This is a genomic window from Microbacterium phyllosphaerae, from assembly GCF_017876435.1.
GTDB lineage: Bacteria > Actinomycetota > Actinomycetes > Actinomycetales > Microbacteriaceae > Microbacterium > Microbacterium phyllosphaerae.
The window spans coordinates 2,808,855-2,829,793 of sequence record NZ_JAGIOA010000001.1 but is presented as its reverse complement, the minus strand read 5'-3'; the positions used below and the strand labels follow the sequence as shown (position 1 = coordinate 2,829,793).

The 20,939-nt window shown below is 67.2% G+C and carries 19 protein-coding genes and 2 tRNA genes; 19 read left to right on the top strand and 2 right to left on the bottom strand.

The window, feature by feature from the left end; genetic code table 11:
* The first annotated feature begins 10 nt into the window (after window positions 1-10).
* The 10 genes from uvrA (at window position 11) to JOF42_RS13285 (ending at window position 11,393) form a co-directional block, all read left to right on the top strand.
* Window positions 11-2,899: an excinuclease ABC subunit UvrA gene (gene uvrA, locus JOF42_RS13330; RefSeq protein ID WP_210098278.1), complete on the top strand. Its 2,889-nt coding sequence runs from the start codon at window positions 11-13 to the stop codon at window positions 2,897-2,899.
* Complete coding sequence (gene uvrC / locus JOF42_RS13325) at window positions 2,899-4,815, top strand: excinuclease ABC subunit UvrC (RefSeq protein ID WP_210098277.1); 1,917 nt, start codon at window positions 2,899-2,901, stop codon at window positions 4,813-4,815. Before uvrA ends, uvrC begins: the two co-directional genes overlap by 1 nt.
* Window positions 4,816-4,845: 30 nt before the next feature.
* The gene (rapZ, locus tag JOF42_RS13320; RefSeq protein WP_210098276.1) at window positions 4,846-5,718 is read left to right on the top strand and encodes an RNase adapter RapZ; all 873 of its coding nucleotides are present in this window, start codon (window positions 4,846-4,848) and stop codon (window positions 5,716-5,718) included.
* A 68-nt stretch (window positions 5,719-5,786) separates the two neighbouring features.
* Window positions 5,787-6,764 (top strand): DNA-binding protein WhiA, encoded by a 978-nt coding sequence (whiA, locus tag JOF42_RS13315; RefSeq protein WP_210098275.1) that lies wholly within the window; start codon window positions 5,787-5,789, stop codon window positions 6,762-6,764.
* 186 nt (window positions 6,765-6,950) lie between these two features.
* Complete coding sequence (locus JOF42_RS13310) at window positions 6,951-7,577, top strand: superoxide dismutase (protein WP_056307086.1); 627 nt, start codon at window positions 6,951-6,953, stop codon at window positions 7,575-7,577.
* A 115-nt stretch (window positions 7,578-7,692) separates the two neighbouring features.
* Entirely contained in the window at window positions 7,693-8,703 is a 1,011-nt protein-coding gene (gap, locus tag JOF42_RS13305; RefSeq protein ID WP_053096657.1) for a type I glyceraldehyde-3-phosphate dehydrogenase, read from the top strand.
* 10 nt (window positions 8,704-8,713) lie between these two features.
* On the top strand, window positions 8,714-9,928 hold the full coding sequence (locus JOF42_RS13300; protein ID WP_210098274.1) for a phosphoglycerate kinase: 1,215 nt from the start codon (window positions 8,714-8,716) through the stop codon (window positions 9,926-9,928).
* Window positions 9,919-10,710, top strand: a complete 792-nt coding sequence (tpiA, locus tag JOF42_RS13295) for a triose-phosphate isomerase (RefSeq protein WP_210098273.1) — start codon at window positions 9,919-9,921, stop codon at window positions 10,708-10,710. Before JOF42_RS13300 ends, tpiA begins: the two co-directional genes overlap by 10 nt.
* Window positions 10,711-10,791: 81 nt before the next feature.
* Window positions 10,792-11,040, top strand: a complete 249-nt coding sequence (gene secG / locus JOF42_RS13290) for a preprotein translocase subunit SecG (protein ID WP_210098272.1) — start codon at window positions 10,792-10,794, stop codon at window positions 11,038-11,040.
* Window positions 11,040-11,393: an RNA polymerase-binding protein RbpA gene (locus JOF42_RS13285; RefSeq protein WP_056307093.1), complete on the top strand. Its 354-nt coding sequence runs from the start codon at window positions 11,040-11,042 to the stop codon at window positions 11,391-11,393. Before secG ends, JOF42_RS13285 begins: the two co-directional genes overlap by 1 nt.
* 70 nt (window positions 11,394-11,463) lie before the next feature.
* On the opposite strand, the gene JOF42_RS13280 is transcribed toward JOF42_RS13285, so the two are convergent.
* Entirely contained in the window at window positions 11,464-12,666 is a 1,203-nt protein-coding gene (locus JOF42_RS13280; protein WP_210098271.1) for a hypothetical protein, read from the bottom strand.
* A 105-nt stretch (window positions 12,667-12,771) separates the two neighbouring features.
* Window positions 12,772-12,842 (bottom strand) — tRNA-Gly (locus JOF42_RS13275).
* Between the two features lie 109 nt (window positions 12,843-12,951).
* Here JOF42_RS13275 and JOF42_RS13270 point away from each other — a divergent pair.
* The 9 genes from JOF42_RS13270 to JOF42_RS13230 all read left to right on the top strand — a co-directional run bounded on the left by JOF42_RS13270 (window position 12,952) and on the right by JOF42_RS13230 (window position 20,920).
* Window positions 12,952-13,025 (top strand) — tRNA-Pro (locus JOF42_RS13270).
* Window positions 13,026-13,087: 62 nt separating this feature from the next.
* Window positions 13,088-14,608, top strand: a complete 1,521-nt coding sequence (gene tig / locus JOF42_RS13265; RefSeq protein ID WP_210098270.1) for a trigger factor — start codon at window positions 13,088-13,090, stop codon at window positions 14,606-14,608.
* A gap of 81 nt (window positions 14,609-14,689) precedes the next feature.
* Window positions 14,690-15,187: a tetratricopeptide repeat protein gene (locus tag JOF42_RS13260; protein WP_210098269.1), complete on the top strand. Its 498-nt coding sequence runs from the start codon at window positions 14,690-14,692 to the stop codon at window positions 15,185-15,187.
* Window positions 15,188-15,268: 81 nt separating this feature from the next.
* The gene (locus tag JOF42_RS13255; protein WP_194763381.1) at window positions 15,269-15,865 is read left to right on the top strand and encodes an ATP-dependent Clp protease proteolytic subunit; all 597 of its coding nucleotides are present in this window, start codon (window positions 15,269-15,271) and stop codon (window positions 15,863-15,865) included.
* A gap of 20 nt (window positions 15,866-15,885) precedes the next feature.
* Complete coding sequence (locus JOF42_RS13250) at window positions 15,886-16,527, top strand: ATP-dependent Clp protease proteolytic subunit (RefSeq protein WP_210098268.1); 642 nt, start codon at window positions 15,886-15,888, stop codon at window positions 16,525-16,527.
* Between the two features lie 157 nt (window positions 16,528-16,684).
* Window positions 16,685-17,620, top strand: a complete 936-nt coding sequence (locus tag JOF42_RS13245) for a sugar-binding transcriptional regulator (RefSeq protein WP_210098267.1) — start codon at window positions 16,685-16,687, stop codon at window positions 17,618-17,620.
* On the top strand, window positions 17,617-18,618 hold the full coding sequence (deoC, locus tag JOF42_RS13240) for a deoxyribose-phosphate aldolase (protein ID WP_210098266.1): 1,002 nt from the start codon (window positions 17,617-17,619) through the stop codon (window positions 18,616-18,618). Before JOF42_RS13245 ends, deoC begins: the two co-directional genes overlap by 4 nt.
* An 11-nt stretch (window positions 18,619-18,629) precedes the next feature.
* Complete coding sequence (locus JOF42_RS13235) at window positions 18,630-20,072, top strand: aldehyde dehydrogenase family protein (RefSeq protein ID WP_210098265.1); 1,443 nt, start codon at window positions 18,630-18,632, stop codon at window positions 20,070-20,072.
* The gene (locus JOF42_RS13230; protein ID WP_210098264.1) at window positions 20,069-20,920 is read left to right on the top strand and encodes an aldehyde dehydrogenase family protein; all 852 of its coding nucleotides are present in this window, start codon (window positions 20,069-20,071) and stop codon (window positions 20,918-20,920) included. Before JOF42_RS13235 ends, JOF42_RS13230 begins: the two co-directional genes overlap by 4 nt.
* The last annotated feature ends 19 nt before the right edge of the window (window positions 20,921-20,939 follow it).

Below are 20,939 nucleotides of genomic sequence, written 5' to 3'. Positions count from 1 at the left end.
GACTTGATCAGTGCCTATCGTCCCGGTTGCAACCCCAGGAAAACTCAGTGTCCGCGGTGCCCGCGTCCACAACCTCAAGAACGTCGACATCGACATCCCACGCGACTCGCTCGTCGTGTTCACCGGCCTGTCCGGATCGGGAAAGTCCAGCCTCGCGTTCGACACGATCTTCGCCGAAGGGCAGCGTCGCTACGTCGAGTCGCTGAGCGCCTACGCGCGCCAGTTCCTCGGCCAGGTCGACCGACCGGACGTCGACTTCATCGAGGGGCTGAGTCCCGCGGTGTCGATCGACCAGAAGTCGACCAACCGCAACCCGCGGTCGACGGTCGGCACGATCACCGAGATCTACGACTACATGCGCCTTCTCTGGGCCCGCATCGGCATCCCGCACTGCCCCGAGTGCGGTGAGCGCATCCAGCGCCAGACCGTGCAGCAGATCGCCGACCAGCTCATGGAGCTGCCGGAGCGCACCCGCTACCAGATCGTCGCGCCCATCGTCTCGCAGAAGAAGGGCGAGTTCGTCGACCTCTTCCGTGAGCTCGGAGCCAAGGGGTACTCGCGTGCGATCGTCGACGGCGACCTGATCCAGCTCGCCGAGCCGCCCACGCTCAAGAAGAGCTACAAGCACGACATCGCCGTCGTCGTCGACCGTCTCGTCGCGGCCGACGACATCCTCGGTCGTGTCACCGACTCGGTCGAGACCGCACTCGGCCTGGCCGGTGGCGTCGTGCAGGTGAACTTCGTCGACGAAGACGGCGACGACGCCTGGCAGTCGTTCTCCGAGAAGCTCGCATGTCCGAACGGTCACGCGCTCTCCCTCACCGAGATCGAACCGCGCACCTTCTCGTTCAACGCGCCGTTCGGTGCCTGCCCCGCCTGTTCAGGACTCGGCACGCGCATGTCGGTCGACATCGATCTGATGCTCGGCGATGAGGAGCTCTCCATCCGCGAGGGCGCGATCGTGCCCTGGACCACCCAGGGCAAGGGCCTCTTCCAGTACTACGAGCGACTGCTCGAGGGACTGGCCGACGACCTCAACTTCTCGCTCGACACTCCGTGGCAGGACCTCAGGGTCGATGTGCAGGACGCGATCCTCCGCGGCGACAACTATAAGGTCACCGTCAAGTTCAAGAACCGCTACGGGCGCGAGATGCGCTACGCGTCGGGCTTCGAGGGCGTCGTCCCCTACATCGAGCGTCAGTACGCGCAGGCCGAATCCGACACGCAGCGCTCGCGCTGGGGCGAGTACCTCCGCGAGGTGCCGTGTCCGGTCTGCGACGGCAACAGGCTCAAGCCCGAGGTGCTCGCGGTGCAGGTGCACGGCCACTCGATCGCCGAGGTGTCGCACCTCAGCCTCGCCGACGCCCGCTCCTTCATGGAGACACTGACCCTCACCGATCGCGAGGCGAAGATCGCGGCGCAGGTTCTGCGCGAGATCCGTCTCCGACTCGACTTCCTGCTCCAGGTCGGTCTCTCGTACCTCAACCTCAGCCGTTCCGCCGGCTCGCTCTCGGGCGGTGAGGCACAGCGCATCCGTCTGGCCACGCAGATCGGATCCGGACTCACCGGTGTGCTGTATGTGCTCGACGAGCCCTCGATCGGTCTGCACCAGCGCGACAACCGCCGTCTGATCGACACTCTGCTCAAGCTCCGCGATCTGGGCAACACGCTCATCGTCGTCGAGCACGACGAGGAGACCATCGAAGCGGCCGACTGGGTCGTCGACATCGGACCGGGCGCCGGCGTGAACGGCGGCGAGGTCGTGCACTCGGGGCCGTATTCGGCTCTCCTGAACGAGCCTGATTCGATGACGGGGGAGTACCTCTCGGGGGCTCGCGAGATCCCGACGCCGACGAAGCGACGCAAGCTCGACAAGAAGCGCAAGATCAGCGTCGTCGGGGCTCGTGAGAACAACCTCAAGAACGTGAGCGTCGACTTCCCGCTCGGTGTCCTGACGGCTGTCACCGGTGTCTCCGGATCAGGCAAGTCCTCTCTGGTCAACGACATCCTGTATCAGGTGCTGGCCTCGCGGCTCAACGGAGCACGCACGGTTCCCGGCAAGCACACCCGTGTCTCGGGACTCGACAACCTCGACAAGGTCGTGCACGTCGATCAGGCGCCGATCGGTCGCACACCGCGGTCCAACCCGGCGACCTACACGGGCGTCTTCGACAGGATCCGGTCCCTGTTCAGCGAGACCCCCGAGGCGAAGGTGCGCGGCTACCAGCCGGGTCGGTTCAGCTTCAACGTCAAGGGCGGGCGCTGCGACGCGTGCTCGGGCGACGGCACGATCAAGATCGAGATGAACTTCCTCCCCGACGTGTACGTCGACTGCGAGGTGTGCCACGGCAAGCGCTACAACCGCGACACCCTCTCGGTGCACTACAAGGGCAAGAACATCGCCGAGGTGCTCGAGATGCCGATCGCGGAGGCCGCGGAGTTCTTCGAGCCCATCCAGGCCATCCACCGCTACATGAAGACGCTCGTCGATGTCGGCCTCGGGTACGTGCGCCTCGGCCAGTCCGCGACGACGCTCTCGGGCGGCGAGGCGCAGCGCGTCAAGCTCGCCACCGAGCTCCAGCGTCGCAGCAACGGACGCAGCATCTACGTCCTCGATGAGCCGACCACCGGTCTGCACTTCGAAGACGTGCGCAAGCTGCTCGAGGTGCTCAACGGCCTCGTCGACAAGGGCAACACGGTGATCGTGATCGAGCACAATCTCGACGTGATCAAGTCGGCGGACTGGGTCATCGACCTCGGACCCGAGGGCGGATCCGGCGGCGGCGAGATCCTGGCGACCGGAACCCCCGAGCACATCGCGCGGGTCGAGGACAGCCACACCGGCCAGTTCCTCGCCGAGATCCTGGGTGAGGGGCGCGCCGCGAAGAAGGCCAGCTGATGGCCGACGTGCTGCCGTACAAACCGAGAGCCGGCGAGATTCCGACCAACCCCGGCGTGTACCGGTTCCGCGACGCCGACGGTCGTGTGCTGTACGTGGGCAAGGCCAAGAACCTGCGTCAACGCCTGTCGAACTACTTCGCGCCACTGCGTACCCTGCACGAGCGCACCCGGCGGATGGTGACGACGGCATCGTCGGTGGAGTGGACGGTCGTGTCGACGGACGTCGACTCGCTGCAGCTGGAGTACATGTGGATCAAGGAGTTCGATCCGCCTTTCAACGTGCGGTATAAGGACGACAAGTCCTACCCCTTCATGGCGGTCACGCTCGGTGACGAGGCTCCTCGAGTGATCGTGACCCGGAACCGCAAGATCCCGGGCGCGCGGTACTTCGGTCCGTACCCCAAGGTCTGGGCGGTGCACGAGACGATCGACCTGATGGTCAAGGCGTTCCCCATCCGCACCTGCAGCGACTCGAGCTACAAGCGGGCGATGCAGACGGGGAGGCCTTGCTTCCCCGGGCAGATCGGCAAATGCGGCGGGCCGTGCTCGATGACCGTCACGATCGAAGAGCACCGGGCGATGGTCGACGATTTCGTCGCCTTCATGGCGGGCGGCGACGAGCGGTTCACCCGAGAGCTGACCACACGGATGCTGGCGGCATCCGCGGCGATGGACTACGAGGCCGCGGCCAAGTACCGCGACAAGCTCTCGGCGATCGAGGCCGTGCTCGGCAAGAGCGCGCTGGTGCTGGCGACCGACGAGGACGCGGATCTGTTCGGCATCGCGGAAGACGAGCTCGCCGCCGCCGTGCAGCACTTCGTGATCCGCGGCGGGCGCGTGCGCGGTGTCCGTGCCATGACCATCGAGAAGGAGATCGACATCTCCAGCGCCGATCTCGTCGACCAGGTGCTGCAGCGCGCCTACGGCGATGCGCAGGACGTGCCTCGGCGCATCCTCGTGCCGTCGCTTCCCGACGACGCGGCCGAACTCGAGGTGTGGTTGAGGGAGCGGCGGGGGAAGAAGGTCGAGATCGCGGTCGCCCAGCGCGGTCAGCGCGCCGACCTCATGCGCACCGCGACACTGAACGCTCAACAGGCCCTGATCCGGTACAAGACCAGGCGCACCAGCGATTACGTCGCGCGCACCCAGGCATTGACCGATCTGCAGGATGCGCTGGGGATGACCGAGGCGCCCCTGCGCATCGAGTGCTTCGACATCTCGCACCTCGGCGGCACCAACGTGGTCGCCTCGATGGTCGTCTTCGAAGACGGCCTTCCGCGGAAAGACCAGTACCGGTCGTTCAACATCCCCGAGACGACCGATGACACCGATTCGATGTACCAGGTGCTGCGTCGACGCCTGGCCTACCTCGATCGCCCGGAAGAGGCCGAAGAGCCTGCAGCGGTGGCGGCTGTCGCCGGGGAGACGGGCGACGGCCTCGAAGACGTCGTCGTCGAGGTCAAGCGCAAGCCGCGGTTCGCGTATCCGCCCCAGCTGTTGCTCGTCGACGGTGGTCAGCCGCAGGTCGAGGCGGCAGCGCGGGCCCTCCGCGATGCCGGGCACACCGAGATCGCGGTGTGCGGCATCGCGAAGAGACTCGAGGAGATCTGGCTGCCGGGTGAGGACTTCCCGGTGATCCTCCCGCGCACCAGTGAGTCGCTCTACCTGCTCCAGCGGCTGCGCGACGAGGCTCACCGCTTCGCGATCACGCATCAGCGCAAGCGGCGCAGGAACGACATCTCCTCGGTTCTGTCGGAGGTCCCGGGGCTCGGCGCATCCCGCATCAAGGTCCTTCTCAAGCACTTCGGCTCGGTCACCGCGCTCCGGGCTGCGGCGCCCGGAGAGATCGAGGAGGTGCAGGGGATCGGCCCCGTGCTCGCGCAGAACATCCATACGCATCTCTCCACTCGCTAGGCTGGTGCGTGCGGGGGAGAAGGAGTAACCATGGCTGACGGGGACAAGGGCGAGTTCCTCATCGTCACGGGCATGTCGGGCGCCGGGCGCACGACTGTCGCCAACGCACTCGAGGACCTCGGCTGGTATGTCGTCGACAACCTGCCACCACAGATCCTCCGTCCGCTGCTCGACCTCACCGACATGGGCGGCAACGCGCTGCCCAAGGTCGCCGCCGTGGTCGACGTGCGCGGACGCAACCTGTTCGACGACTTCCCCGGAGTCGCGCGTGCGCTGCGGTCACGAGGGTCCGTCCGAGTGCTTTTCCTCGACGCGTCCGACGACGTCCTCGTGCGGCGGTTCGAGTCGGTGCGTCGGCCGCATCCGCTGCAGGGCGACGGCACACTCCTCGACGGCATCCGCATCGAGCGTCAGAAGCTCGCGCCGATCCGCGAGTCCGCCGACCTCGTGATCGACACCTCGGCCCTCAACATCCACCAGTTGGCCACGCAGGTCTCGGAGCTCTTCTCGGAGGAGGGGGCTGCTCGGCACCGCGTGACCCTGATGAGCTTCGGGTTCAAGTACGGCCTGCCGACCGACGTCGACCTGGTCGCCGACATGCGCTTCCTGCCGAACCCGTTCTGGAACGAGGAGCTGCGCGGCCTCACAGGCAAGGACGAACCCGTCAGGGACTACGTGCTGTCGCGCGAGGGGGCAGCCGAGTTCCTCGACGCGTACACGGCGGCGCTCACCCCGGTGCTCGAGGGGTACCAGCGCGAGAACAAGAGCCACTCGACGGTCGCGATCGGCTGCACGGGCGGCAAGCACCGCTCCGTCGCCATGGTCGAGGAGCTGGCGCGTCGACTGGCCGCCGTCCCCGGCGTCGCGGTCAACGTGCGTCATCGGGACCTCGGCAGGGAATAGCAGGAGCCTCCGTCAGAGTAGGCTGGAGGTTTGCGTCGCGATCCGGCGCGTGAGCGTAGAGGAGTGTCGTGGCACTAACCACCGACGTCAAGGCTGAGCTGGTCAGCATCCGTAATGCACCCCCGACGGTGCGTGTCGCGGAGGTCACCTCGATCCTCCGGTTCGCCGGCGGACTGCACTCCATCGCCGGGCGGGTCGCCGTCGAGGCGGAGGTGGATGCCGAGATCCTCGCGCAGCGTGTCGCGCGCGACCTCGCGGAGATCTACGGTGTTCGGCCCGAGATCGCTCAGGTGCAGTCCAGCACCGCGAACGACGGTGCCCGCTGGGCTGTCAGGGTCATCGCGTCGGGCGAGACGCTCGCCCGTCAGACCGGTCTGCTCGACCAGCGTCGTCGCCCCGTGCGCGGGCTTCCCAACCGTCTCACGACCGGATCTCGTGCCGAGATCGCGGGGCTCTGGCGCGGCGCGTTCCTCGCCGCGGGAACCCTCAGTGAGCCGGGCCGATCGGCCATGCTCGAGGTCGCCTGCCCGTCGTCCGAAGCCGCCATGGCCCTCGTGGGCGCCGCGCACCGACTCGGCGTGGCCGCGAAGGCACGCGAGGTTCGCGGTATGCCGCGCGTCGTGGTTCGTGAGGGGGAGGCCATCCGCACCATCCTCAGCGAGATGGGCGCGCAGAAGACCGCCGTCACGTGGGAGGAGATGCGCCAGCGTCGCGAGGTGCGTGCGGGCGTGAACCGACTCGTGAACTTCGACGACGCCAACCTGCGTCGCTCCGCGCAGGCAGCCGTCGCCGCGTGCGCCCGCGTCGAGCGAGCGCTCGAGATCCTCGCCGACGATGTTCCCGATCACCTGAAGGTCGCGGGTGAGCTCCGACTCGCGCACCGCGACGCGAGCCTCGACGAGCTCGGCCATCACGCCGACCCGCCCATGACGAAGGACGCCGTCGCCGGACGCATCCGCCGTCTTCTCGCCATGGCCGACAAGCGTGCGCAGCAGGAGGGCATCCCCGGGACCGAGGCCGCCGTTCCCGCCGGACTCGACGTCTGAGACGTCCACCGACACCAGCGAGGCGATCCCTGTCAAGGGGTCGCCTCGCTTCGTCACATAGGGGAAGGATCAGGGTCGGCGACGCGTTGTCGTCACTAGGATGAGTTAAGTCCGCTCTACGCCGCACCTCGGCGGCGCAGAGGATCGGCAAGCGCCGCGGCGCGGCGCGGATTGGATGAAAGCGACATGGCGATTTACACGCTCCCCGACCTTCCCTACGACTTCGCAGCCCTCGAGCCGCACATCAGCGGCAAGATCATGGAGCTGCACCATGACAAGCACCACGCGACGTATGTCGCCGGCGCGAACACCGCTCTCGAGCAGCTCGCCGAGGCCCGTGACAGCGGCAACCTCGCCAACGTGAACAAGCTCGAGAAGGACCTCGCGTTCAACCTCGGCGGCCACGTCAACCACTCGATCTTCTGGACGAACCTCTCGCCGACCGGCGGCGGACAGCCCGAGGGCGAGCTCAAGGCCGCGATCGACGAGTTCTTCGGATCGTTCGAGAAGTTCCAGGCGCACTTCACCGCCAACGCCCTCGGCATCCAGGGTTCCGGCTGGTCGGTGCTGAGCTGGGACTCGATCGGTCAGCGCCTGATCATCCAGCAGCTCTTCGACCAGCAGTCGAACACCGCCGCAGGCACGGTTCCGCTGTTCCAGCTCGACATGTGGGAGCACGCCTTCTACCTCGACTACCTCAACGTGAAGGCCGACTACGTGAAGGCCGCGTGGAACATCGCCAACTGGGAGAACGTCGCCCAGCGCTTCGAGGCAGCCCGCGAGAAGACGAACGGCCTGCTGGTACTGTCGTAATCGGGTCGCGTCCCGACGGGCCAAGTCTCGTCGGGACGCCATCTCAGCCAAAAACCCCCGCGCATCGCGCACGCACGATTGCTGCGCACCGCGCACGAGAAACAGGGAGACCTGAGTGTCTGTCAAGATCGGTATCAACGGCTTCGGCCGTATCGGACGCAACTACTTCCGCGCGGCTCTCGCGCAGGGAGCGGACATCGAGATCGTCGCTGTCAACGACCTCACCGACAACAAGACCCTTGCCCACCTTCTGAAGTACGACTCCGTGGGCGGCGTCCTCGATGCTGACATCAGCTACGACGACGAGAGCATCACGGTCAACGGCAAGGCGATCAAGGCGTTCGCAGAGCGCGACCCCGCCGGCCTCCCGTGGGGCGAGCTGGGCGTCGACATCGTCATCGAGTCGACCGGCTTCTTCACCAAGGCCGAGCTCGCCAAGAAGCACATCGAGGCAGGCGCCAAGAAGGTGCTCATCTCGGCACCGGGAACCGGCGTCGACGGCACGTTCGTCATGGGCGTGAACGAGGACACGTACAACCCGGAGACCGATCACATCATCTCCAACGCCTCCTGCACGACCAACTGCCTCGCACCGCTGGCACAGGTCTTCAACGACGCGTTCGGCATCGACCGCGGATTCATGATGACGGCTCACGCCTACACCGCAGACCAGAACCTGCAGGACGGCCCGCACAGCGACCTGCGCCGTGCACGCGCCGCCGCGATCAACATCACCCCGGCGTCGACCGGTGCCGCCAAGGCGATCGGCGAGGTCCTGCCCGAGCTCCAGGGCAAGCTCTCGGGCTCGTCGTACCGCGTTCCGGTTCCCACCGGCTCGATCGTCGACCTCACGCTGATCACCGACCGCGAGAACCTCACGGTCGAAGAGGTCAACGAGGCGTACAAGAAGGCCGCTGCCGACGGTCGCCTCGCCGGCTTCCTGCAGTACAACGAAGACCAGATCGTCTCGAGCGACATCGTGCACAACCCGCACTCGTCGATCTTCGACGCCACGCTGACGAACGTCAGCGGCAACCTGGTCAAGGTCTCCAGCTGGTACGACAACGAGTGGGGCTACTCCAACCGTCTCGTCGACCTGACCGAGTACGTGGCAGAGCGTCTCTGAGACTCGTCCCATGACTCTGCGCACCCTGGATTCACTGGGTTCGCTCGAGGGCAAGCGTGTCATCGTCCGTTGTGATCTCAACGTCCCCCTGCGGGATGGGATCATCACGGACGATGGCCGTGTCCGCGCCTCGTTGCCTACCCTCAACGCACTGATCAACGCGGGCGCCCGCGTCGTCGTGTGCTCGCACCTCGGTCGCCCCGACGGTGCGCCCGACCCGCAGTACAGCCTCGCACCGGTCGCCCAGCGACTGTCCGAGCTGCTCGGCAAGCCGGTCGCGTTCGCGCGCGACACCGTCGGCGAGTCGGCGCAGGAGGCCGTGGCCTCGCTCGAGGACGGCGGCATCGTCGTCATCGAGAACCTGCGGTTCAACCCGGGGGAGACCTCGAAGGACGACGCCGAGCGCGGCGCCTTCGCGGCTCAGCTCGCAGAGCTCGGCGACGTGCTGGTCTCCGACGGATTCGGTGTCGTGCACCGCAAGCAGGCGAGCGTCTACGACCTCGCCGAGCTGCTGCCGTCCGCTGCCGGTCTGCTCATCGCAGCGGAGCTCGACGTCCTCGACCGTCTCACCGAGAACCCCGAGCGCCCGTACGCGGTCGTGCTCGGCGGCTCGAAGGTGAGCGACAAGCTCGGTGTGATCTCGCACCTGCTCCCGCGTGTCGACCGCATCCTCGTCGGCGGCGGCATGCTGTTCACCTTCCTGAAGGCACAGGGCCACGCCGTGGCATCCAGCCTGCTCGAAGAGGACCAGCTCGAGACCGTCCGCGGCTACATCGCCGAGGCTGAGAAGCGCGGCGTGGAGCTCGTGCTCCCGACCGATGTCGTGGTCGCATCCTCGTTCTCGGCTGATGCCGAACACGAGGTCACGGCGGCCGACGCGATCGAGAGCACCGCGTTCGGCTCTGCAGGCATCGGCCTCGACATCGGACCCGAGACCGCTGCTCGATTCGCCGAGGTCATCCGCGGCTCGAAGACGGTGTTCTGGAACGGGCCCATGGGCGTGTTCGAGTTCCCGGCATTCGCGGGCGGAACCAAGGCCGTCGCGCAGGCGCTCACCGAGGTCGACGGACTCAGCGTCGTCGGCGGCGGCGATTCCGCCGCGGCGGTGCGTCAGCTCGGCTTCACCGACGACCAGTTCGGTCACATCTCGACCGGCGGCGGCGCCAGCCTCGAGTTCCTTGAGGGCAAGAAACTACCCGGCCTGGAGGTGCTCGGATGGGCCTGAACGCCCGTACCCCGCTGATCGCGGGAAACTGGAAGATGAATCTCGACCACCTGCAGGCGGTCGCGTTCGTGCAGAAGCTGCACTGGACGCTGAAGGACGCCAAGCACGAGGACGGCTCGGTCGAGGTCGCGGTCTTCCCGCCCTTCACCGACATCCGCAGTGTGCAGACGCTGATCGACGCGGACAAGATCCCGTTCGCCCTGGGCGCGCAGGACATCTCGGCACACGACTCCGGTGCGTACACCGGTGAGGTGTCGGGCGCGTTCCTCGCGAAGCTCGACGCGAAGTACGTCATCATCGGCCACTCGGAGCGCCGCGAATACCACGCGGAGTCCGACGAGGTCGTGGCGGCGAAGACGAAGGCCGCGCTCAAGAACGGTCTTTCGCCGGTGATCTGCGTGGGCGAGACCGCGGAGGACCTGGAGAAGTTCGGCGCCAGCGCCGTGCCCGCCGGTCAGCTCGAGGCAGCCCTGCAGGGCCTGTCGAAGGACGCGGACATCGTCGTGGCGTACGAGCCTGTCTGGGCCATCGGCTCCGGCCAGGCGGCGACGCCGCAGCAGGCGCAGGACGTCTGCGCCGCGCTGCGCACCGTCATTGCCAAGGTGCTGGGTGACGACGCCGCGGCGCGCACCCGGATCCTCTACGGCGGATCGGTCAAGGCGGCGAACATCGCCAGCTTCATGCGCGAGCCCGATGTCGACGGCGCACTCGTCGGAGGCGCGAGCCTCGTGGTCGACGAATTCGCCGCGATCATCCGCTTCGAGAAGCACGTCGGCGTCTGAGTGTGGCGGGGCTCCGGCCCCGCCACACCGTATACTTGACCGTTACCGGGGCAGTCGTGCCCCAGCGAAAGGCTCTTCCTCGTGGAAATTCTCGAGTTCGTCCTGCAGGTGGTGCTGGGCATAACCAGCGTCCTGCTGACTCTCCTCATCCTGCTCCACAAGGGTCGCGGTGGCGGCCTGTCCGACATGTTCGGTGGCGGAATGTCGTCGGCCGTCGGCTCGTCCGGCCTCGCAGAGCGCAACCTCAACCGTTTCACCGTCGTCCTCGCTCTCGCGTGGTTCGTGTCGATCGTGGCGCTCGGTCTCATCACGAAATTCGAGGTCATCTGATGGCTACCGGCGGAAACGCGATCCGCGGAACCCGCGTCGGTTCCGGCCCCATGGGCGAGCAGGACCACGGCTACCACGCCGACCGCATCGCGGTGTCCTACTGGGACGGCCTCGGCAACGAGACGGTCCGCTACTTCGCGGCGGGTCTTCCTGAAGAGGAGATCCCCGAGACGATCGACCACCCGCAGTCGGGTCTCCCCGCCGGGCGTGACAAGGCGAACCCGCCCGCGCTCGCGAAGGCGGAGCCCTACAAGACGCACCTCGCATACGTGAAGGAGCGTCGCACCGACGAGGAAGCAGTCCAGCTCCTCGAGGATGCGCTGACCCAGCTGCGTGAGCGCCGGGGTCAGTGACCTCGGTCTGACTTCACGAGAGAAGCCGTCGCGATCCGATCGCGGCGGCTTCTCTGTTCTCGCGCGACTCTCAGCGGCATCCGCTCGCGGCATCGATGTACGACTGCGGCGGGTAGCCGTACGCCCACACGCCGTTCGCGTCGTCGGAGAACCCCATGCTGATGGCCCACGCGGTCGCCCACTTCTCGATGCTGTCCTGCGTCGACGAGTCGTACATGTCCTCGCACTTGACGCTGATCGCATGACCGACCTCGTGCGCGACGAGGGCCTTGCTGCGGTCGGAAGGCCACTGCTCGGCGACGGAGTTCGAGAGCTCGATCACCGCGCGGTCGGGTTCGTCCCACCACCAGGTCGTCAGGCCGCCCATGCTGCCGTTGGAACCGGCGCCGTTGACGATCGGGTTCCAGTCGAATTCCATCAGCACGCCGGGGGCGAGGGAGCGGGCGAACGCTTCGATCTCGAGCCGCACGCTCTTCAGCGGACCGGACTTCTCCGACAGCTCGGCCTTCTCGGAGGCGATCACCTGGCTCGCGGCATCCTGGAGTGCGATGAAGGAGGTCACGGCGGTGTCGTCGAGGGCCGAAGCGCCTGCGGCGGTCGTCGCCGCGTCACGCAGCGCGATGACGGCGTCGTTCCCGGCCGAGATGTGCGCCTGCTCGAAGGACGCCGCAGCACTGGCGGCGGAGCCGAGGAACGCGACGCCGGCATCCGTCAGCTGCGTCTCGGCGCTCGTGAGCTCGGGGGACTCCTTCGACAACTCGGTGTCGAGGTCATCGAGGCCTTCGATGTCCTGGCGGAGGCCCTCCGACGCCCCGAACAGCTCCCAGAAGAAGACGGGCTTGGTGTCGGCCTCGGGCAGCGCGGCACCGACGACCTCCTCGGCGGATGCCCTGGCATCGCCCGCCTCGTCGACGGATGCCGTCAGCTCGTCCTTCGCCGCGCTGTCGGCGAGCACACCGGAATCGCTGTCGAGCAGGCGCACGGCGGTGTCGGAGGTCGCGACGAGCTCGCCGACGGAACGCGTCACCTCCGTCACGGTGGCCTGCGTCGCATCGAGCGTGCTGTCGAACTCGTCGCGCGTGTCGTCGTATCCGAGGCTCGCCGTGATCTGCAGCGCACCCACGGTGGCGACGGCGACAAGGGCACCCGTGACCCAGAGGACGAGTCCGGTTCCCCTTCTTCGCGGTTCGACCGTCGCAGTCGCACTGGCGAAGCGCGCCGGGAGCGCATGCCCGCCGGGCGTGGAGAGGGCGACGCCTGTGGGGTCGGACATGCGGTGGGAACCTCCGGAGGGAACCTGCGTATCTCGACTCTGCCAGATGCATCCCGATACCGGGAAAAGTCGAAGGCCCCCGCATCTGCGGGGGCCTTCGGAGTGAGGGGCTGACGAGAATCGAACTCGCATCATCTGTTTGGAAGACAGAGGCTTTACCACTAAGCTACAGCCCCGTTGTCGACGGGAACCTCTCGGTGTGAACCGACTCTTCGATCATAGCGGACTGACGGAGGTGCTCACGTCCGTTAGACTCGGTGGGGCTGAATCTGCATGCGGATTCCCCGGGGCGTAGCTCAGTTTGGTAGAGCGCCCGCTTTGGGAGCGGGAGGTCGCAGGTTCAACTCCTGTCGCCCCGACACGGCTTCAACGGCCTGACAGCCGCGATTCAGCGCGGAAATCACAAGGAGAGCACACCAGAATGGCGAACAGCACCGTCGAGAAGCTGACCCCGACCCGGGTCAAGCTCAGCATCACGGTCACCCCCGACGACCTCAAGCCCAGCATCGCGCACGCCTACGAGCACATCGCTCAGGACGTACAGATCCCCGGCTTCCGCAAGGGCAAGGTCCCCGCTCCGATCATCGACCAGCGCATCGGTCGTGGCGCGGTCATCGAGCACGCGGTCAACGAGGGCCTCGACAAGTTCTTCCGCGACGCGACCGTCGAGCACAAGCTCCGCGTCGTCGGTCGCCCGGCTGCCGACATCACGCAGTGGCCGAACGAGAAGGACTTCTCGGGCGACCTGCTCGTCGACATCGAGGTGGACGTCCGTCCCGACATCGAGATCCCCGCGTACGACGGAATCACCCTGACGGTCGATGCCGTCGAGGCTGACGATGCCGCGCTCGACGCCGAGCTCGAGAACCTGCGCGCGCGCTTCGGCACGCTCGTCCCCGTCGACCGCCCCGCAGCGAAGGGTGACTTCGTCGAGCTCGACCTCGTCGCCACCATCGACGGCGCCGAGATCGACCGCGCCGAGGGTGTCTCGTACGAGGTCGGCTCCGGCGAGCTCCTCGAGGGCATCGATGACGCGATCGAGTCGCTCACCGCCGGCGAGGACACCACGTTCCGTTCGGCACTCGTGGGCGGCGACCACGCCGGCTCCGAGGCAGAGGTCTCCGTGACCGTCAAGGCCGTCAAGGAGCGTGAGCTTCCTGAGGCCGACGACGACTTCGCGCAGATCGCCAGCGAGTTCGACACGATCGCCGAGCTCCGCGCGAGCCTCGCCGAGCGCGTCTCGCAGCAGGGCGTCTTCACGCAGGGCTCCGCCGCGCGCGACAAGCTCGTCGAGACGCTGCTCGAGCAGATCGACATCCCGGTTCCGCCGAAGCTCATCGAGGACGAGGTGCACAACCACCTCGAGGGTGAGAACCGCCTCGAGGACGACGAGCACCGCGCCGAGGTGACCGAGGCCAGCGAGAAGCAGTTCCGCACGCAGGTGCTGCTCGACACGATCGCCGAGCAGGCCGACGTGCAGGTCTCGCAGGAGGAGCTCTCGCAGTACCTCATCCAGTCCGCATCGCAGTACGGCATGGCTCCCCAGGAGTTCGTCGAGGCACTGCAGTCGTCGAACCAGCTTCCCGCGCTCGTCGGCGAGGTCGCCCGTAACAAGGCTCTCGCGATCGCGCTCGGCAAGGTCAAGGTCGTCGACACGAACGGCAAGACCGTCGATCTGTCGGACTTCATCGTGACCGACGACGAGGCCGAGACCGAGGCCGCCGCCGAGGAGAAGCCGGCCAAGAAGGCTCCCGCGAAGAAGGCCGCCGCCAAGAAGGCCGACGACGCCGAGGGCGCTGAGAAGCCGGCCGCGAAGAAGCCTGCTGCCAAGAAGGCTCCGGCCAAGAAGGCGGATGACGCCGAGGCTGCCGAGAAGCCGGCCGCGAAGAAGCCCGCTGCCAAGAAGGCTCCGGCCAAGAAGGCAGCCGACAAGGCTGAGTGATCGAACACGATCAGTGTGAAAGGGGCGGATGCTGCGGCATCCGCCCCTTTCTCGTGAATGGCCGGAATGAGGAGTGAGCACATGACGAAGACCTGGGATGAGCGCATCGACGAGGTGTGGGCCGACGCGTCGGGGGAGGAGGTCGGCGACGACACCATCGCGCGGATCGATGCCCTCGCCGCAGAGCGCGGCCCGGACGATGCGCGTGCGCAGTTCGAGCGGGCCGGCGCCAGAGACTCCGCCGGTCGCCCGGCGGAAGCGGTCGAGCTGTACCGGCGCGCACTCGCTCTGGGCCTCGACGACGAGCACCGCCCGCAGTGCGTGATCCAGTTGGCCAGCTCGCTGCGCAATCTGGGCGACTACGACGAGGCCCTGTCGGTGATCCGCGCCGAGGAAGCGCTGTCGTCGGACGGCCCGTATCGGGATGCCGTGGCCACCGTCCACGCGCTGATCCTGGCGAGCGCGGGGCGACCGGCGCACGGTCTGTCGGTGGCGCTGCTGGCTCTCGTCCCGCACCTTCCGCGATACCACCGCTCGATGACCGCGTACGCCCACGAGATCGCGGAACTCGACGCCTGATATGCCGACGGCGAACACGGCCTGGGCGCTGCGTTGTCGCCGGTAGATTCGAATCACTGAAACACGGAATCAGGAGCTGACATGGCTGCAGAACCCCTCCTCGCTACGAGCGTCTTCGACAGGCTGTTGAAGGACCGCATCATCTGGCTGGGATCGGAGGTGCGCGACGAGAACGCCAATGAGATCTGCGCGAAGATCCTCCTTCTCGCCGCAGAGGACTCCGAGAAGGACATCTACCTCTACATCAACTCGCCCGGCGGATCGATCACCGCCGGTATGGCGATCTACGACACGATGCAGTTCGTGCCGAACGACATCGTCACCGTCGGAATCGGCATGGCCGCATCGATGGGCCAGCTGCTGCTGACCGCGGGCACGAAGGGCAAGCGTTACATCACGCCCAACGCCCGCGTGCTGCTGCACCAGCCGCACGGTGGCTTCGGCGGAACCTCGAGCGACATCCAGACGCAGGCGCAGCTCATCACCTCGATGAAGAACCGCCTCGCCGAGATCACCGCCTCGCAGACCGGCAAGTCGGTCGAGCAGATCAACGCCGACGGTGACCGCGACCGCTGGTTCACCGCCGACGAGGCGCTCGAGTACGGCTTCGTCGACCACATCCGCGACTCGGCCACCGACGTCGTCGGTGGCGGCGGAACCGACCAGGACACCAAGTAACGGAAAGCGAAAGGACTCTCATGTACACACCCACCTTCCGCTCTGCCGGCGATCTGCCCTCCAGCCGCTACGTGCTTCCTCAGTTCGAGGAGCGCACCGCGTACGGCTTCAAGCGCCAGGACCCGTACAACAAGCTGTTCGAAGATCGAGTGATCTTCCTCGGCGTCCAGGTCGACGACGCGTCGGCCGACGACGTGATGGCCCAGCTCCTGGTGCTCGAGAGCCAGGACTCCGAGCGCGACATCACGATGTACATCAACTCGCCCGGTGGCTCGTTCACCGCGATGACGGCGATCTACGACACGATGCAGTACGTCGCGCCGCAGATCCAGACCGTCGTGCTCGGCCAGGCGGCGTCCGCCGCATCCGTGCTGCTCGCGGCCGGCCACCCCGGCAAGCGGCTCGCTCTGCCCAACGCCCGTGTGCTCATGCACCAGCCGGCGATGGGCGAGGCCGGACACGGTCAGGCATCCGACATCGAGATCCAGGCGGCGGAGATCCTCCGCATGCGCACCTGGCTCGAGGAGGCCATGGCCCGCCACACCGGCAAGCCGGTCGAGCAGGTCAACCGCGACATCGACCGCGACAAGATCCTGTCCGCCGCCGAGGCGCTGGACTACGGCATCGTCGACCAGGTGCTCACGTCGCGCAAGCGCATGTGACATACCGCGGTTCAGAAAGGACGTCGGCCCCTCGGGGTCGGCGTCCTTTCTCGTGTGCACGGCGGATGTGCATCCGGTCAGCGGCTAAGTGCGCATATGAGCACGCAGGTGCGCGAACGGTGATCGAGTCGTACACTGGAGTCGGAAGGAGGATGCCGTGGAAGAAGAACTCACCATGGTCCGCGTCGCCGAGCTGTACTACGACGAAGACAAGACTCAAGACGAGATCGGTGCCCTCCTCAAGCTCTCCCGCTGGAAGGTGGGGCGCCTGCTGACTCAGGCGCGTGAGCGCGGCATCGTCCGGATCGAGATCGTGCATCCGCGCGCGCGGCGTCTCGGGCTCGAGCGTCAGCTCGTCGAGCGCCACGGGCTCAAGGCCGCGGTCGTCGTTCCGGCTCCCGACGGTGACGACGGAACCCTCGAACGTGTCGCGCAGGCAGCCGCCGACTTCCTCACCGCCATGCGCCCGGTGCCGCGCACCCTCGGCGTCAGCTGGGGGCGCACGCTCCGCGCCGTCGCGGAATCGCTGCCCGACGGGTGGGCGACCGGCGTCACGGTCGTGCAGCTCAACGGGGGAGTGAGCCTCAATCGTCGCTCCGGTGGGGCTGCCGGCCTCGCCGTCACGATCGCCCAGCGCGCATCCGGCCATGTCTCCCTTCTGCCGAGCCCCGCGATCCTCGAACGAGTGGAGACCAAGCAGGCGATCGAGGCCGACCGCACCGTCGCGGCCGTCCTCGAAGAGGCAGCCGAAGCGCAGGCGTTCCTGTTCACGGCAGGGCCGTGCGACGCCACCTCTGCCCATGTCGAGAACGGCTACCTCTCGGCATCCGACGTCGAGGAGCTCGCCCGCCGCGGCGCCGTGGGCGACGTTCTCGGGCGTTACATCGACGCCGATGGCAACATCGTCGACCCGCAGCTGGATGCCCGGACGGTCGGAGTCGACCTGGGCAGACTGCGCGCCGCGAAGCGCTCGATCTTCGTCACCGCCGGTGACGCCAAGCATGACATCGCGCGCACGGTCGTGACCAGCGGCCTGTGCACCGTCCTGGTGACAGATGAGACCACAGCACGAGCATTGTTGGAGGAACAATGACGACCCAAGAACTCAGCCGCAGGGCGGCGGTGGACGTCCTCGGCGGTGAGCCGGATGACGCCACGCTCCGCCGCTTCCTGCACGGACTCCCCGGCGTCGACGCCGTCGGGCTCGAGCAGCGCGCTGCCGGCCTCGGCACGCGATCGATCAAGACGACATCGAAGGCCTGGGCCCTCGACACGATCATCAAGCTGATCGACCTCACCACCCTCGAGGGCTCGGACACGCCGGGCAAGGTGCGGTCGCTCGTCGCGAAGGCCAAGAACCCGGATGCGGCAGACCCGTCGACCCCCAAGGTCGCCGCCGTCTGCGTGTACGGCGACATGGTCGGCGACGCCGTCGAGGCGCTCGGCGCCCTGCACGGCGACCCCGATGACGGACTGATCTCGGTCGCGGCCGTCGCCACGGCCTTCCCGAGCGGGCGCTCCTCTCTTGCGATCAAGCTCGCCGACACGGCCGAGGCCGTCGCCGCAGGTGCCGATGAGATCGACATGGTCATCGACCGCGGAGCGTTCCTCTCCGGCCGGTACGGACTCGTGTACGACCAGATCGCCCAGGTGAAGGAGGCGTGCCGCCGTGCGGACGGCTCGTACGCGTCGCTCAAGGTCATCCTCGAGACCGGCGAGCTGAACACGTACGACAACATCAAGCGCGCGTCCTGGCTCGGCATCCTCGCCGGCGGCGACTTCATCAAGACGTCCACCGGCAAGGTGCAGCCCGCAGCCACCCTGCCGACGACGCTGCTCATGCTCGAGACGGTACGCGACTGGCACCGGGGCACGGGTCAGCGGATCGGCGTGAAGCCGGCCGGTGGCATCCGTGCATCGAAGGACGCGGTCAAGTACCTCGTCACCGTGGCTGAGACCGTGGGTGAGGAGTGGCTCCAGCCGCACCTCTTCCGCTTCGGCGCCTCGAGCCTGCTGAACGACGTGCTGCTGCAGCGCCAGAAGCTCACCACCGGCCACTACTCCGGCCCCGACTACGTCACGATCGACTAGGAGCCCCGAATATGTCATTCCTGGAATACGCTCCGGCACCGGAGTCGAAGGCCGTCCTGAACCTCAAGGACAGCTACGGGCTGTTCATCGACGGCGAGTTCGTCGACGGTTCGGGCTCGAGCTTCACCACCATCTCTCCCGCCGACGAGACCCGTATCGCCGAGATCGCGTCGGCGTCCGATGAGGACGTCGATCGTGCCGTCGCCGCCGCCCGTCGCGCGTACGACAAGACGTGGTCGAAGATGAGCGGTCGCGATCGGGGCAAGTACCTGTTCCGCATCGCGCGCCTCGTGCAGGAGCGCGCTCGTGAGCTCGCGGTCGCCGAGAGCCTCGACAACGGCAAGCCGATCAAGGAGAGCCGCGACGTCGACGTTCCCCTCGTCGCCTCCTGGTTCTTCTACTATGCGGGCTGGGCAGACAAGCTCGATCACGCCGGACTCGGCGCGAACCCGCGCTCGCTCGGCGTCGCGGGCCAGGTCATCCCCTGGAACTTCCCGCTGCTCATGCTCGCGTGGAAGGTCGCTCCTGCTCTTGCCGCCGGCAACACCGTCGTGCTCAAGCCCGCCGAGACCACGCCCCTCACGGCGCTGATCTTCGCGGAGATCCTGCAGCAGGCCGATCTCCCCGCAGGTGTCGTCAACATCGTCACGGGCGCCGGCGCCACGGGAGCCGCTCTCGTGCGCCACCCCGACGTCGACAAGGTGGCCTTCACCGGTTCGACCGGAGTCGGCCGTGACATCGCCCGCGCAGTCGCCGGCACCGGCAAGAAGCTCACGCTCGAGCTCGGCGGCAAGGCCGCGAACATCGTCTTCGACGACGCTCCGATGGAGCAGGCCGTCGAGGGCATCGTGAACGGCATCTTCTTCAACCAGGGGCATGTGTGCTGCGCCGGTAGCCGCCTGCTCGTGCAGGAGTCGATCCACGACGAGGTCATCGACCGGCTGAAGAGCCGCCTGTCGACGCTCCGTCTCGGCGACCCGCTCGACAAGAACACCGACATCGGTGCGATCAACTCGGCGGCCCAACTGGCTCGGATCCGGGAGCTCAGCGACATCGGCGAGGCCGAGGGTGCCGAGCGCTGGACCGCGGACTGCGCGATTCCCGACAAGGGATTCTGGTTCGCTCCTACGATCTTCACCGGTGTCGAGGCATCGCATCGCATCGCCCGCGACGAGGTCTTCGGGCCTGTCCTGTCGGTGCTGACGTTCCGTACGCCGGCTGAGGCGATCGCGAAGGCGAACAACACCCCGTACGGTCTCTCCGCCGGGATCTGGTCCGACAAGGGATCGCGCATCCTCGCCGTCGCCGACCGTCTTCGCGCGGGCGTCATCTGGGCGAACACGTTCAACCGATTCGACCCGTCGAGCCCGTTCGGCGGATACAAGGAGTCCGGATACGGCCGCGAGGGCGGGCGTCAGGGTCTCACCGCATACCTGAAGGGGGCATCCGCATGAGCAAGCGATTGACCGTTCCGAAGACGTACAAGCTCGCCATCGGAGGCGCGTTCCCCCGCAGCGAGTCTGGGCGCACCTACGAGGTGCTCTCGGCGAAGGGCGCGTTCCTCGCGAACGCCGCTCAGGGATCCCGCAAGGATGCCCGCGATGCCGTCGTGGCCGCTCGCTCGGCCGTGAAGGGCTGGTCGGGCGCGACCGCCTACAACCGCGGACAGGTGCTCTACCGGGTCGCCGAGGTGCTCGAGGGGCGTCGCGCGCAGTTCATCGACGAGATCTCCGCGCAGGAGGGTGTCTCGGCCTCCGCCGCGGCAGCGCAGGTCGACGAGGCGATCGATCTCTGGGTCTGGTACGCGGGTTGGTGCGACAAGTACGCGCAGGTCGCCGGCAACGCCAACCCGGTCTCGGGTCCGTACTTCAACATCTCGGTCCCCGAGCCGACGGGAGTCGTCGCGATCGTGGCACCGCAGGACTCCGCGCTCCTCGGTCTGGTGTCGGTCGTCGCGCCCGCCCTCGTGGCGGGTAACGCGGTCGTCGTGATCGCGAGCGAGCGGCATCCGCTCTCGGCCATCAGCCTCGCCGAGGTGCTCGCGACGAGCGACGTGCCGGGGGGAGTGGTGAACGTCCTCACCGGGTCGCCGGCCGAGATGGCACCGTGGCTCGCCTCGCACCAGGACGTCAACGCCCTCGATCTGGCGGGTGCGGGCGATCTCGAATGGATCGACCTGCAGATCGCCGCCGCCGAGACGCTGAAGCGCGTCCTCGCACCCGGCGAGGTCGTCGCGTCGCCCGAGCGCATCGGCGCCTTCACCGAGGTCAAGACGGTCTGGCACACGAAGAGCATGGTCTGATCCGAACACCTCGGAGGCC